This is a genomic window from Brevibacillus sp. M2.1A (assembly GCF_013284355.2).
Classification (GTDB): Bacteria; Bacillota; Bacilli; order Brevibacillales; family Brevibacillaceae; genus Brevibacillus.
Genome location: NZ_JABSUY020000001.1, coordinates 3743410 through 3758820 on the forward strand (window position 1 = coordinate 3743410; position 15411 = coordinate 3758820).

The 15411-nt window shown below is 49.3% G+C and carries 1 protein-coding gene; it reads left to right on the plus strand.

Annotated elements, in window-relative coordinates:
* The first annotated feature begins 54 nt into the window (after nt 1-54).
* Entirely contained in the window at nt 55-15309 is a 15255-nt protein-coding gene (lgrD, locus tag HP567_RS29860) for a linear gramicidin non-ribosomal peptide synthetase LgrD (protein ID WP_173607643.1), read from the plus strand.
* Nucleotides 15310-15411 lie beyond the last annotated feature (102 nt).

The following is a 15411-nucleotide window of genomic DNA, read 5'->3' on the forward strand; positions in this document are numbered from 1 at the left end:
GCGTCAACCACGGCGCCTCTATGGCAAATTTTTTATGGGAGTGGGCAGGAGAAGATGAATAACATTGAAACGTATTATCCCGTTACTCCTTTGCAGCAAGGTCTCATTTTCCACAGCTTGTTGGAACCAGAGTCCGGAGCCTATATCGTACAGATGGGGTTGAAGCTGCAAGGTCCCTTGAACATTCCGTTATTCGAACAGGCATGGCAATGCCTCGTAGACAGACATGCTATTTTTCGCACCAGGTTTATTGGCGGTAAAGTAAAAGAATACGTCCAGGTTGTCTTAAAAGAGCTGAAGGTTTCCCTGGTGGAACATGACATTATTCATCTTTCCTCCTCCGAGCAAGAATCGTTTCTTCATACCTTTGCCAAAGATGATCGCAAACGTGGTTTCAATATCGAAGAAGCGCCGTTGATGAGATTAAATCTGTTCCGGTTGAGTAGTAATACCTTTCATTTTTCGTGGACTTTGCACCACGTGCTAATAGACGGATGGAGTATGCCGCTCGTCTTCGGGGAAGTGTTTGCGGCGTACAACATGCTGTGCAAAGGGCAGCCTGTACAACTTCCTCCGGTTAAATCTTACCGTGACTACATCGTCTGGCTGAAAAAGCAGGACTTGAAGCAAGCGGAGGCGTTTTGGCGCACGTATCTACAAGGCTTCACGGAAACCACGCCACTTTCATTCGGTCGAGCGTATAAAAATCCGTACCTTGACCAGAAAAATTATCGGGAGCTAGATCTGACCGTTTCCGAGGCAATCTCCAAATCATTACAGACATTGGCTCGTCAACATCGCCTGACGGTCAACACGATTGTGCAAGGCGCATGGGCACTGCTGTTGAATCGCTACAGTGGGCAGGACGACATTATTTTCGGCGCCACAGTATCCGGACGTCCTGCCGATTTGCCTGGGGTCGAGACAATGATTGGTCTGTTTATTAATACACTTCCTGTCCGCGTGCAGGTAAGAGCGGAGGAGAGCGTAATCAATTGGCTCAAATCTCTGCAACAACAGCAAGCCGACTTCCGCCAGTACGAATATACCCCACTCGTGGAAATTCAGGGCTGGAGCGATTTGCCACGTGGACAATCTCTGTTTGAGAGCATTCTCGTCTTTGAAAATACCCCTGTCGGTAATGCTAGCGGCGGTAGTGGAGAGAGTGAGCTTTCGATCATAGGTGTACATTCCGAGGAGCAAACCAATTATCCATTTACCTTGGTTGCGGCGTCAGGCAAAACAATCGACATCAAGGTCAAATTTGATGAAAGCCAGTTTGAGCAATCATCTATAGAGCGAGTTCTCGATCAGCTTCATTCACTCCTGATCTCTATCGCCACAAACGCCAAGCAACGGATAGCCGATCTTTCGATGATCAGCGAAAACGAACGTGAACAGGTTCTCGTTCAGTGGAACCAGACAACGGTGGAATATCCGAGCGGCCTGTGCGTTCATCAGGCGTTTGAACAACAAGTGGAAAAATCACCAGATGCGATTGCCGTTACCTATAAAAACGTGGAGCTCACCTACAAGGAACTAAACGAGCGGGCAAACCAACTGGCCCATCAGCTCGTAAGCAAAGGGGTAAAACCGGATACACTCGTCGGCATATGCGTGCATCGTTCCCCTGAGATGATCATCGGCATACTCGGCATTTTAAAATCGGGAGCTGCCTACGTACCGATTGACCCGGCTTACCCGCAAGAACGCATCGCCTATATGATCGAGGATTCTCAAACAAATGTGTTGCTGACCCAGCAGTCTCTCATGGACATCTTGCCAGCAACACAGGCGAATGTCATTTGTTTAGCCAGCAATCCGTTAACGAATGAACCTGGTGCCAACATTGCTTGCAAGGTCACAGAACATAATCTTGCCTACGTCATTTATACGTCTGGTTCAACTGGGCAGCCAAAAGGGGTAATGGTAGAGCACCACAATGTGATAAACATGGCCCATGCCTTGATCGATGCGTTTGATATTCAGCCAGCCAGTCGCGTTCTGCAATTTACCTCGTTTAGCTTCGACGTATCGGTGTCTGAGATTGTGATGGCCTTACTCGCTGGTGCGACGCTAGTCATCGAGGATCGAGAGTCCCTTTTGCCAGGCCCTGAATTGATCCAAGTTTTGCAAGAACAACGCATTACCACCGTGTCCATGGTTTCTTCGGTACTGGCAGCATTGCCTGAAGCTCACCTGCCTGATCTACGAACCTTGATTGTAGGCGGAGAAGCTCCGAGCCGAGAACTTGTGGCACGCTATGCAGCGAATCGGCAGTTCTTCAACTGCTACGGTCCAACGGAAGCAACCGTATGCTCCACTATGATGCGTTGCGAGGCTGGAATGAGCAATCCGCCTATCGGTCGGCCAATTGCCAACGCGACGCTGTACGTTTTGGATGCAAATAGGCAGCCTGTGCCTATCGGGGTACCAGGTGAACTGTATATCGGAGGAAAAGGCTTGGCTCGCGGCTACTGGAATCGTCCAGAACAAACAGCAGAGCGCTTTATCAAGCATCCGTTCGGCAAAGAAGGAGAGCTACTCTATCGGACGGGCGACCTGGTTCGCTATCTGGAGGACGGCAACCTCGAATTTCTTGGACGTATGGATGATCAAGTCAAAATTCGCGGTTACCGCATTGAATTGGGTGAGATTGAAAATTCGCTCAGACAGCATCCTGCCGTCCATGAAGCTGTGGTCATCGTCCGGGAAGAAAAAGCGGGGGGCAAACGCTTGGCTGCTTATCTGGTAGCAACGGGAGACATGCCAACCGCGGAGGAGCTCGTTCTTTTCCTGAAAGAATCGTTGCCTGAATACATGATACCAGCAGGCTTTGTATGGCTGGAGACGATTCCGCTTACGGTTAATGGAAAAGTAGACCGACGGGCACTACCGGTACCAGATTGGGGACAACTTTCCACGCAGCGTAATTACGTTGCCCCCCGTACTCCTACAGAGGAGCTAGTGGCCAACATCTGGTCGCAGGTTCTCTCGGTAGAACGAGTCGGTAGCTACGACGATTTCTTTGAGCTTGGTGGCCATTCTCTTTTGGCTACGCAAACCATCTCTCGCTTAAAAGAAGCGTTTAACGTAGATTTACCGCTCCGTGCTTTATTTGAATATTCGACAGTCAACCGACTCAGTGAATGGATTGTATCCATGAACGAGGACAAATCTGGACTCTCTAGTATTCCGCTCGTACCCGTTTCACGTGATCGACATTTGCCGCTTTCGTTTGCACAGCAGCGCTTATGGTTCTTTGACCGCTTGATGCCAAACAGTTCGCTCTACAACATTCCAACTGCCGTTCGTTTGCAAGGAGAGCTAAACATTGAAGCGCTCGAGCAAAGTTTGCAGATGATTATCTGCCGTCACGAGAGCTTGCGTACAACGTTCTCCGACATCAACGGGGAAGCCGTTGCGGTGATTCATCCAGAGATGGATTGGAAACTGAACAAAATGGATATACGCGAGCTGCCAGATGATAGACGAGATGACGAAGGACAACGCTTGACCAAAGAAGATGCGAACAAGCCGTTTGACCTCGTCACAGGACCGCTCATGCGTGCGACGATTATTCAAACAGGAGAGCAGGATTTCATCTTCCTGCTGAATGTACACCACATCATCGCCGATGGTTGGTCAGCGGGTGTTTTGCTCAGCGAATTATTTACCTGCTATCAGGCATTTAGCAAATCAGAAGTACCGCAACTTACCAACCTGCCTATACAATACGCAGATTATGCGGCATGGCAGCGCGAATGGCTTACAGGAGATGTATTGGAAAAACAACTGTCCTACTGGCGTGCAAAGCTGGGTGGAGCAGAACCGCTTCTCGTATTGCCGACAGATCGTCCCCGTCCTGCTGTTCAGTCCTATGAAGGAAGCAGCATCACACTGATGTATGACAAAGAATTGATGACGAATCTGCATTCTTTGAGCAAGCGCGAAGGTACGACGTTGTTTATGACGTTGCTCGCCGCATTCCAAGTATTTCTGTATCGATATACAGGACAAGACGACATTCTCGTCGGTACTCCTGTAGCAGGACGCAGTCACCAAGAGACAGAAGGATTAATTGGATTTTTCATCAACACATTGGCGATGCGAACAGATTTGTCAGGCGAGCCTAGCTTCAGAGAGGTACTTAGCCGTGTACGGGAAACAGCCTTGGGAGCCTATTCCCATCAAGATCTACCCTTTGAAAAGCTTGTAGACGAGCTGCAATTAGAGCGCAGTCTCAGTTACTCGCCTTTGTTCCAAGTGATGTTCGTTCTGCAAAATATTCCAGTTCAGGTAGAAGCGCTTGACGGGATTCGCATTTTGCCACCAAAAGGGAATCAACAGGTAGAAACAACCAAGTTTGATCTCACCTTGACGATGGCAGAGACGGCAGAAGGTCTGTCCGCTACATTCGAGTACAACACATCTCTATTTAACCAGAACACAGTAGAACGAATGATCGAACACTTTACTCAGCTGCTCAAGGCCGTTGCTGCCAACACAAACCAGGCGATCACCGCTACACAACTGATGGGAGAAACGGAGCAGCAGCAGGTCGTAACAGAATGGAACAACACCGCAATGGCCTACTCCAAGGATCATTGCGTACATGAACTGGTGGATCAGGTCGCTCATGAAATGCCCAACCAGCTGGCTGTTTTCACACGGGACCAATCCATTACGTATGCGGAACTGAATGCCAAAGCGAATCAACTCGCGCATTATCTGCAAAAACAGGGAATCGGTCAGGAAAATCTGGTAGGGATCTGCGTTGAGCGCTCGATTGAGATGCTGATCGGTCAATTGGCTATCATGAAAGCTGGCGGTGCCTACGTACCAATGGACCCCGCGTATCCCAAGGATCGTCTCGCCTTCATGATGCAGGATGCAGGTATGTCGATTGTGCTTACACAAGCCAGCCTCGCAGAAAAACTCCCTGCGGGTACGAGCCAATTGATTTGCCTGGACACAGACTGGGAGTCGATCGCTCAGGAAAGTACGATGACTCCAATGAACTTGACTACGACGAACCAGCTTGCTTACGTCATCTACACATCTGGTTCGACAGGCACGCCAAAAGGGGTTGAGATCGAGCACGCGGCTCTTCTCAATTTAATTTCCTGGCATCAACGCGTATATCATGTCACGTCTGAAGATCGCGCATCACAGATCTCCGGGACGGCATTTGACGCATCTGTTTGGGAAATTTGGCCTTATTTAACAAAAGGAGCCACGCTTTATTTACCAGAAGAGGAAATCCGTCTCATACCGGAAAAACTGCGTGATTGGCTCATCCATTCTGAGATCACCATCAGCTTTTTGCCGACGCCTTTAACAGAGAGCTTGTTGGCGCTGGATTGGCCGAGCCATACCAAGCTTCGTTACATGCTGACAGGAGGAGACAAGCTCCATCACTATCCGAGTTCGAACCTGCCGTTTATCCTGGTGAACCAATACGGTCCAACCGAAAACGCAGTCGTTGCAACAGCTGGTATCGTTCCGGTAGCGACAGGACAAAGCATTGCACCATCCATTGGACGTCCGATTGACAACGTGCAAGTCTATATTCTCGATGCGCGTATGCAGCCTGTACCCGTAGGTGTCACGGGTGAGCTATACATTGGTGGAAGTTCCTTGGCCCGCGGCTACCTGAATCGTCCCGAACTGACACAAGAGCGCTTTGTCACTCATCCTTTTAGTGAAAGAGAAGGAGCACGTCTCTACCGTACAGGGGATCTGGTGCGCTACCTGGAGGACGGCAACATTGAGTTCATCGGTCGTGCAGATGATCAGACGAGTATTCGCGGATTCCGCGTTGAACTGGGGGAAGTAGAAACAGCCATTCTCGCTCACCCTGCGGTAAAAGAAGCAGTGGTCACTGTTTGCACGGACCATCAAGGGACGAAGCGTCTTGCTGCGTACCTGGTTGTAGAAGAGGACACGGAGATTACCACAAGTGACATCCGCAAAGCGCTAAAGGAAGTACTGCCTGATTACATGGTTCCTGCATTTTTCATCCCGTTAGGATATCTGCCGCTCACACCAAACGGAAAGGTAGACCGTAAAAATTTGCCTGCACCTGACTTCAATCGTCCTGAGCTGGAAGGAAAATTTGTCTCCCCAACAACGCAAAAGGAGCAACAGCTTGCCGCGATATGGAAAGATGTGCTCGGTATTGACCAAATTGGCATACACGATAATTTCTTCGAGCTGGGCGGTGATTCGATTCTCAGTATCCAGATCGTGTCACGTGCCAATCAATCAGGTCTAAGGCTCACTCCGAAGCAATTATTCGAGTACCAAACCATCGCTGAATTAGCAGAGGTCGTTGAGGAAAAAGAAGCGATCCTTGCTGAACAAGGTCCGATTATCGGCGAATTGCCGCTCTTGCCGATTCAGAAGTGGTTCTTCCAGCTTCCGCTGAAGAACAGACATCACTGGAATCAATCCGTACTGCTCTCCATCCAGCCAGGTATTGATCAGGAAGCACTGAAACAAGCGGTAGGGCATTTACTCAATCAGCACGATGCTTTACGTATGCGTTATATACAGACAGAGTTTGGCTGGAAGCAAGAGATGGAAGCGCCTAGTGATACGATTCCATTCCGGATGGAAGATCTGTCCCACCTTACACCAGATGAGCAATGCAAGGCCATCGAAAAGATTGCAGATGAGACGCAGGCAAGTCTGAATTTGTTTGAAGGACATGTGGTTCAGTCCATTTATTTTGATTTGGGTCAAGACCAACCTAATCGTCTGTTGATTGTCGCACATCACTTGGTCATTGACGGGGTATCGTGGCGCATCATTCTCGAGGACTTGCAAAACGCCTACCAACAAATTGTCGCAGGGCAAGCGGTGAAACTACCAGCGAAAACGACCTCCTACAAAGAATGGGCGGAAGAACTGGAGCGCTATGCGAATTCAGATGCTTTGGAAAACGAAACAAAGTACTGGATGAGCAAATCCTCCGTCGATTCAGCACAACTACCTGTGGATATGACAGATGAAGGGGAGAATACAGAAGCAACGACAAAGTCCGTCAGCGCTACATTAACCAGCGAAGAAACCAAAGCACTACTGCAAAACGTACCGCAGGCATACCGCACCCAGATCAATGACGTCCTGCTAACCGCTTTGGCAAAGTCGCTTACTCGATGGACGGGTAATCGATCTGTCTTCGTAAACGTAGAAGGGCATGGTCGTGAAGAATTGTCAGAGAGAATTGATCTGTCCCGTACGATCGGCTGGTTCACCAGCATGTATCCAGTGCACCTTCAATGGGACGAAACATTCTCCGTAGGAAAAGCACTTTTGACGACCAAAGAAGAACTGCGTGCGATCCCGAACAAAGGGCTTGGTTATGGCGTTCTTCGTTACCTCCATGCGGATCAGCATATTGTCGATGAAATTTCCCGCATTCAAGCACAAGTGCTGTTCAACTATATGGGCAAAATCGATCAGATTGTCGATGGCGACTCCTTATTTGGCTGGGCACCTGAGTCCAGCGGTTCCAACCTTAGCCCGGACGCCGGGCGACACCATTTGATCGACGTAAATAGTGTCGTTGCAGGAGAACAACTGCATGTGACGTGGCGATACAGTGAGAAGATTCATCTGGAGAGTACGATAACAGCAGTCGCGAAGGATTTTATGGATGCGCTTCGTGAGATTATTGCCCATTGCGCGACAGAGGAAGCTGGCGGTTACTCCCCATCTGATTTTCCGCTGGCTGAATTGGATCAGAAGAGCATCGACAAACACATCGGTTCTGACCGATATATCGAGGATGTCTATACACTTTCTCCGCTCCAGCAGGGGATGCTGTTCCACTCCCTGTATGCGAGTGACAGCGGGGATTACGTCGTCCAATTTGCGATTGATTTCAAGAACCTGAATGTGCCGGTATTCGAGCAAGCATGGCAAAAAGTGATGGACCGTCATAGCATTCTAAGAACTCACTTTGTCTGGGATGGTTTGAATCAAGCACACCAAATTGTCCGCAAAGAGGTAAACGTATCTCTTTGTCAGGAAGATTGGCGTCATCTGCATACGGATGTACAGGATGAGATGTTTACCGCCTTTCTGGAGGAAGACCGTAGACGAAGCTTCGATATTACACATGTACCTTTGTCACGATGGGTTGTCTTCCGAACAGGAGAAGATAGCTATCGCTTCGTATGGAGCTTCCATCACGTTCTCCTTGATGGTTGGAGTGTTCCTTTGGTACTGAACGAACTGTTTGCCTATTATGCATCGATCAGCGAAGGCCAAGAGGTTAAGCTTGGACATCCTCAGCCGTTTTCCCAGTACATTGCTTGGTTGAAACGTCAGGATATGCAGGAGGCCAAACGCTTCTGGGTAAACCAACTAAAAGGCTTCCACGAACCAACCAGCTTGGGTATGAGCAAAGCAGTAGTCACTGCGGGACCGAAGCAATACGAAGAGAAGAGCGTCCTTCTATCAGAAGAAACGAGCGAGCACTTGCAAAAATTCGTACGCGAACACCAGTTAACGCTCAATACTTTGGTACAAGCGGCGTGGGGCTGGATTCTCGGAAGCTACAGCGGGGAAGAGGAAGTCATTTTTGGTGCGACAGGTTCAGGTCGACCGGCAGACCTCTCCAATGTTGAGACGATCGTAGGTTCCTTCATTAATACCTTACCTGTCCGGATATCCTTGCAGACGAACGCGACCGTGCTAGAGTGGCTGAGAGACTTGCAGCACAGACAGTTGGAGATACGCCAATATGAATACACTCCGCTGTTCGACATTCAAGGATGGAGCGAACTGCCGCGTGGATCTGCCTTGTTTGAATCGATACTCGTATTTGAGAATTATCCGGCTGTACAAGCAACAGGGCAAGAAACAGAAGAGTCCAGTTCAGCTTCGTCCAGTGTTTCTTTGGAAATTCACGACGTAGCAGCAGTCGAACAGACGAATTATCCTCTTACCTTGGTGGCAGCACCAGGCAAGCAAGTGGCCATCAAACTCAAGTATGAGCAAAACCGTTTTGATGACGCGATGATCGACCGGGTCTTGAACCAAATTACCCAGCTCTTGGTCACTATGAGCAAGTCTCCGGAGATACATCTCGGTGACATGACATTGATAGACGATGTCGAGCGCGAGCAGGTACTCATCGATTGGAATCGCACGGAGAAAGAGTATCCACGCGAACTTTGCATTCATCAGGCATTTGAACAACAAGTCGCGAAAACTCCTGAAAATATTGCACTTGAGTATAAACAACAAGCCATGACTTATGCGGATCTGAACCAAAGAGCCAACCAGTTAGCACATCTGCTTCTCGCTCAAGGCGTGCAGCCTGATACGACTGTTGCGATCTGCGTGGAGCGCTCCATGGAAATGATCATTGGCATTCTTGGTGTATTAAAAGCGGGAGCAGCTTATGTGCCGGTTGATCCAGCTCATCCCGAAGAAAGAATGGCTTTCATCCTGGAAGATTCACAAGCAACTGTCGTCCTGACACAAGCGAAACTTGCAGAGCCATTCACAAAAACGAAAGCGAACGTCATCTGCCTGGATGAAGGACTGTTCTACGAGCAGATGTCCGTAGAAAACGCACAAAGCGATGTCGTATCAACCAATCTTGCCTATGTTATCTACACATCTGGCACCACGGGATTGCCGAAAGGGGTAGCCGTTGAGCATCGAAGTGTGATGAATATGGTGCAGGCTTACCTGAATTACTTCGAAATAAACGAATCCAGCCGTGTCCTGCAATTTACGTCATTTGGCTTCGACGTTTCCATTTCCGAGATTCTTCAGGCGCTGCTCTCTGGAGGAACGTTAGTCATCGAAGATCGTGAGTCTCTGTTACCAGGACCAGACCTCGTTCGCACCCTTCGTGAACGTCGCATCACCAAGGTATCGATGGCATCTTCGGTACTCGCGTCACTACCTGTTGAAGAGTACCCGGATCTGGTCTGCCTTGAGGTCGGAGGAGACGCATGCAGCCGTGAACTGGTTGCCCACTATGCAAAAGGACGAAAATTTTATAACTGCTACGGACCGACGGAAGCAACAGTTGGTACGGTCATCGCTCGATTAACGGATGCTGACCAAGCCCCAACGATTGGGCGTCCATTCCCGAATACCAAGCTGTACGTGTTAGATCGAAATCTACAACCAGTCCCTATCGGTGTTCCGGGCGAACTGTACATTGGTGGCGAGAGTCTTTCGCGTGGTTATTGGAATCGTCCAGAGCTTACAGCAGAGCGTTTTATCCCGAATCCATTCGGTCAACCGGGAGAACGACTCTATCGAACAGGCGACCTCGTTCGTTATCTGCCAGATGGCAACGTGGATTACATCGGTCGTGTCGACGATCAGGTGAAAATCCGCGGATTCCGTATCGAGTTAGGCGAAATTGCAGAGGCATTGAGACAGCATGAAGCAATCAAAGAAGCAGTCGTTATTGCGCGAGAAGCAAGACCTGGTGACAAACGATTGGTAGCCTATTTGACTAATGCTTTGGAGCAGGAGACGTCGATAGACGAAATCAAGCTCTGGCTCAAAGAGAAACTTCCCGAGTACATGATCCCGTCCTATTTCATGTGGCTTCCGGAAATTCGACTGACGGTCAACGGAAAAATAGACCGCAAAGCATTACCTGCGCCAGATTGGGGCCAGCTAACAGCCGTATATGTCGCTCCACGTACCCCCGTGGAAGAAATGGTCACCAACGTCTTTTCTGAAATTCTTTCCGTCGAGAAAGTTGGCGTCCATGACAACTTTTTCGAATTAGGTGGACACTCCCTGCTCGCAACACAGACCGTTTCTCGCTTGCGGGAAATCTTTGGGGTAGAATTGCAAATTCGTACGTTGTTTGAGTACCCAACAGTCGAAGGGCTTAGTGAACAGCTCGTTATGCTGACCAAGCAAACATCCATCAAGATGGCTCCACCGATTGTAAAAGTATCTCGCAAAGAACCGCTCCCATTGTCATTTACCCAGCAGCGTTTGTGGTTCCTGGAGCAGTTCACGCAAGGAAGCTCAGTCAACAATATTCCATCGTTCCTACGGATTCAGGGAGACCTCAGCATATCCGCTTGGGAAGAAAGCTTGAAAGCTATCATACAGCGTCATGAGAGCTTGCGTACTCGCTTTGAGGTTCGTGACGGACGTCCTGTTCAAGTAATTCACCCAGAGGACGACTGGGTTATGAACCAAACCGATCTGCGGGCTTTGGACCCTGCGAAACGGGAAGCAGAAGTCAAACGCCTAGCTGAAGAGGCCACACTCGAGCCATTTGACCTGTCCAAAGGTCAGTTGCTCCGAGCCAATCTGGTTCAGCTCGACGAAAACGACTTTGTGTTCCTTTTCGTGATGCACCACATTGCTGCAGACGGTTGGTCGATGGGAATTTTGATGAGCGAATTAATGACCAATTACAAAGCGTTTAGTCAAGGAGAGGCATCGCCATTTACGGAATTGCCGATCCAATATGCAGATTTTGCCGTCTGGCAGCGTGAATGGCTACGTGGAGAGGTTCTTGATGGACAGCTCGAGTATTGGAGAGAAAAACTCAAGGGCAGCGAACCATTACTGCAACTGCCAACTGATCGACCGCGCCCACCTGTACAGACATACGAAGGAGAAAAGCTCTCCGTTCAGTTTGGAGCCGACCTCTTGGAAGAATTGCGTAATCTGAGCGGAAAAGAAACGGCTACACTTTTCATGACATTGGTTGCAGCCTTCCAAACGCTGTTGTACCGCTATACGAACCAAGAGGATATTCTCGTCGGAACTCCGATTGCGGGACGTAACAAACAAGAGACGGAGCAATTGATCGGTTACTTCATCAATACACTCGTTTTACGCACAGATATGTCAGGTCAGCCAAGTTTCCGCGAATTGCTTGCACGCGTTCGTGAGACAGCTCTGGGGGCATATGCGAACCAAGACGTTCCGTTTGAAAAACTGTTAGATGAGCTGCAGCTCGAGCGTAGCATGAGCTACTCGCCGCTATTCCAGGTGATGTTTATTCTGCAAAACATCCCGATGCAGGTAGATCCTGTTGATGATATTCAGATAAGCAGCTTTGACGTCGGTGCAGAGGCCGTTACCTCGAAGTTCGATTTGACGGTGACCATGTTGGAGACATCAGCCGGTCTCATTGCTACCTTGGAGTACAACAAGGCGTTGTTTGATCACAGTACGATCGTTCGAATGGTTGATCATTTCCACAAGCTTTTGGAAGAAATCATTGCCAACCCGGATCAGTCAATCACCTTGCTACCGCTCATGCGTGAGGAAGAGGAACAACGACTCGTTACCGAATGGAATCGTACAGAAGCGCCATACCCGAAAGAAAAATGCGTGTATGAGATGATTGAGGACATGGTGGCGAAAGCCCCGGACAACATCGCTCTCATTGTAGGAGATCAAACGACTACCTACAGGGAATTGAACAGACAAGCAAACAAGCTGGCTCATTATTTACGCAAGCAAGGCGTGGGACCCGAAGTGCTCGTCGGTGTTTGCGCTCAGCGGACAACCGAGATGATGATTGGACTTTTGGCCATTATGAAAGCGGGCGGGGCCTATGTGCCAATCGACCCAAGCTATCCAGCAGACCGCATTGCCTACATCATCGAGCACTCACAGGTTCCCGTCCTATTAACGCAAGAAAATCTGCTCCCAACTCTACCTGAGCACAACGCCAAAGTGATCTGCCTGGACAATGATTGGGAAGCAGTTGCCGACGAAAGCGAGGAAAACCCGACCAAGCTTGGGACTTCCGACAATTTGATCTATGTCATCTACACGTCAGGTTCTACAGGCAATCCAAAAGGTGTAGCACTCGAACATCGCAGTGTCAGCTACTTCCTATCGTGGGCACACGACACATTCACACCAGAGGAGATGAGCGGCGTACTGTTCTCTACGTCAATCTGCTTTGACTTGTCTGTCTACGAAATGTTCGCAACACTCACCATGGGTGGCAAAGTTATCATGGCTGAAAATGCATTACAGTTGCCAGCCTTGCCAGCAGCCAACCAGGTGACATTGATCAATACCGTACCGTCAGCGGCGATGGAGCTGGTACGTATGAAAGGGATTCCGGCGTCGGTTCGTGTCATCAACCTTTGCGGTGAGCCACTTTCTAACAAGCTGGCACAGGAATTGTACGCCTTCGAACACGTAGAAAAAGTCTTTAATCTCTACGGACCGACAGAGGACACCGTTTACTCTACACACTCCATCGTGAAAAGAGGAGCCATCAGCGAACCACTGATCGGACGACCGCAGTTCAATACGCAAGTATTTGTATTAGACAGTCATCGCAAACCAGTTCCAGTAGGGGTACCGGGAGAATTGTACCTCAGTGGATCAGGCTTAGCACGTGGCTATCTCCACCGCCCCGATCTGACCATGGAACGCTTTGTGCAGAATCCGTTCCGTGGGCCAGGAGAGAGGATGTACCGGACTGGAGATCTCGTACGCTACTTGCCAGATGGGAATCTTCAGTTTATGGGCCGGGTAGATTACCAGGTCAAAATCCGCGGCTATCGTATCGAGTTGGGCGAAATCGAATCTGTTTTGAGACGCCACCCTGAAGTCAAGGAAGTCGTGCTAGTCGCTCGTGAAGACAGAGAAGGGGACAAACGTCTAGTAGCGTACATCGTGTTCGAAGAGAATCACACAAGTTCGTCTCATGACCTGAACCACTTCCTGACTGACAAGCTTCCAGCCTATATGATCCCGCAACACTTTATGATCATGGAGAGCTTACCGAAGACGCCAAACGGTAAACTGGATCGCAAAGCGCTACCGAAGCCGGAATACGACCGCTCGGAATCAGGCGTCGAATACCAAGCGCCGCAAACGCCAGTCGAGATTATGTTGCATACGCACTGGGCCTCCGTACTGGAAATGGACAAAATCGGAGTACACGACAACTTCTTCGAGATTGGCGGTCACTCATTGCTCGCCACTCAGCTTATCTTCAAGGTTCGCGAAGAGCTACAGCTTGAGGTACCGCTACGAATCCTGTTCGAGACCCCGACCATTGCAGGTATGGCCAAGACCATCGAGGAAATTCTCAAACACGGTCTTTCTGCTGTTTCCCATGACATCGACGCAAAGGATCTCAAGGATGAAATCGTACTCGATCCAGCGATTCAGGCTGAACAGCCGTACGTCGGTGATCCAAGCCATTTCCAAGCGGCATTATTGACAGGAGCCACTGGTTTCCTTGGTGCTTTCTTGTTGCGTGACCTGCTACAAATGACTGACGCTGACATTTACTGCCTGGTTCGAGCTTCTGACGAAGAGGAAGGAATGGCCCGACTCCGCAAAACATTAGAGCTATACGAGTTATGGAATGAGGAGCAGGCGCATCGGATCATCCCTGTAATCGGTGATTTGGCAAAGCCACGTCTGAATCTGTCCGAAGATCAGTTCTCTGCGCTGGCTGAAAAAGTGGATGTGCTCTACCACAACGGTGCTCTCGTTAACTTTGTCTATCCGTACGCAGCCTTGAAGAAAGCAAACGTAAAAGGGACAGAGGAAATCCTCCGCCTTGCTGTAGCCAAAAAGACCAAGCCTGTGCATTTCGTCTCCACGATTTTCACGTTTGCATCCGAAGAAACGGAAGAATCCATGGCCTTCCGCGAAGAGGACATGCCAGAGAACAGTCGCGTCCTCACTTCCGGTTATACACAGAGCAAGTGGGTAGCCGAGCATCTCGTCAACCTCGCACGCGAACGCGGCATTCCAGCGGCGATATACCGTTGCGGACGGATGACTGGGGACAGCGAAACAGGAGCATGCCAGAAGGACGACCTGATGTGGAGAATTGCAGCAGGGATTATAGATTTGGGCAAAGCTCCTGACATGAGCGGCGATCTGGACATGATGCCGGTAGATTTTGCAAGTAAAGGAATCGTTCATCTCTCCATGACCGAGCAGAGCTTGAGCGAAAACTTCCACTTGCTCAACCCGAACTCAACCGATTACGAAGACCTGATTTCAGCGATTGAAAACAGAGGTTTTGTATTGGAACGAGTCACCATGGATGAATGGATTGAGGCGGTGCAAGAAGATACGAAAGAAAAAGGCAATGAGGCCAACTCAGCCGCTCCGCTCGGCAATCTGTTCACAGACGGCCACACAAGCAGAGGAAGTGTCGTCTATGTGGGCAATAAAACGACTCGTTTGCTGCGTCAAAACGACATTGATTGCCCGGAAATTGACGAGGAAGTTTTCGGTAAAGTCCTTGATTACTTTATCAGAAGCGGCCAACTAAAATTACCGGAACAAGCCCTGCAATAAAAAATAAATGCCCATCCGTCACCTCATTATTATGGTGGCGGGTGGGAAAATACCCAAAATAGTGATAAACTTTAAAATAACTATAAAAATTGGAGGTTTTAT

Coding starts and splice junctions, on each gene's coding strand:
- lgrD (WP_173607643.1), top strand. CDS start 55: ATGAATAACATTGAAACGTATTATCCCGTTACTCCTTTGCAGCAAGGT.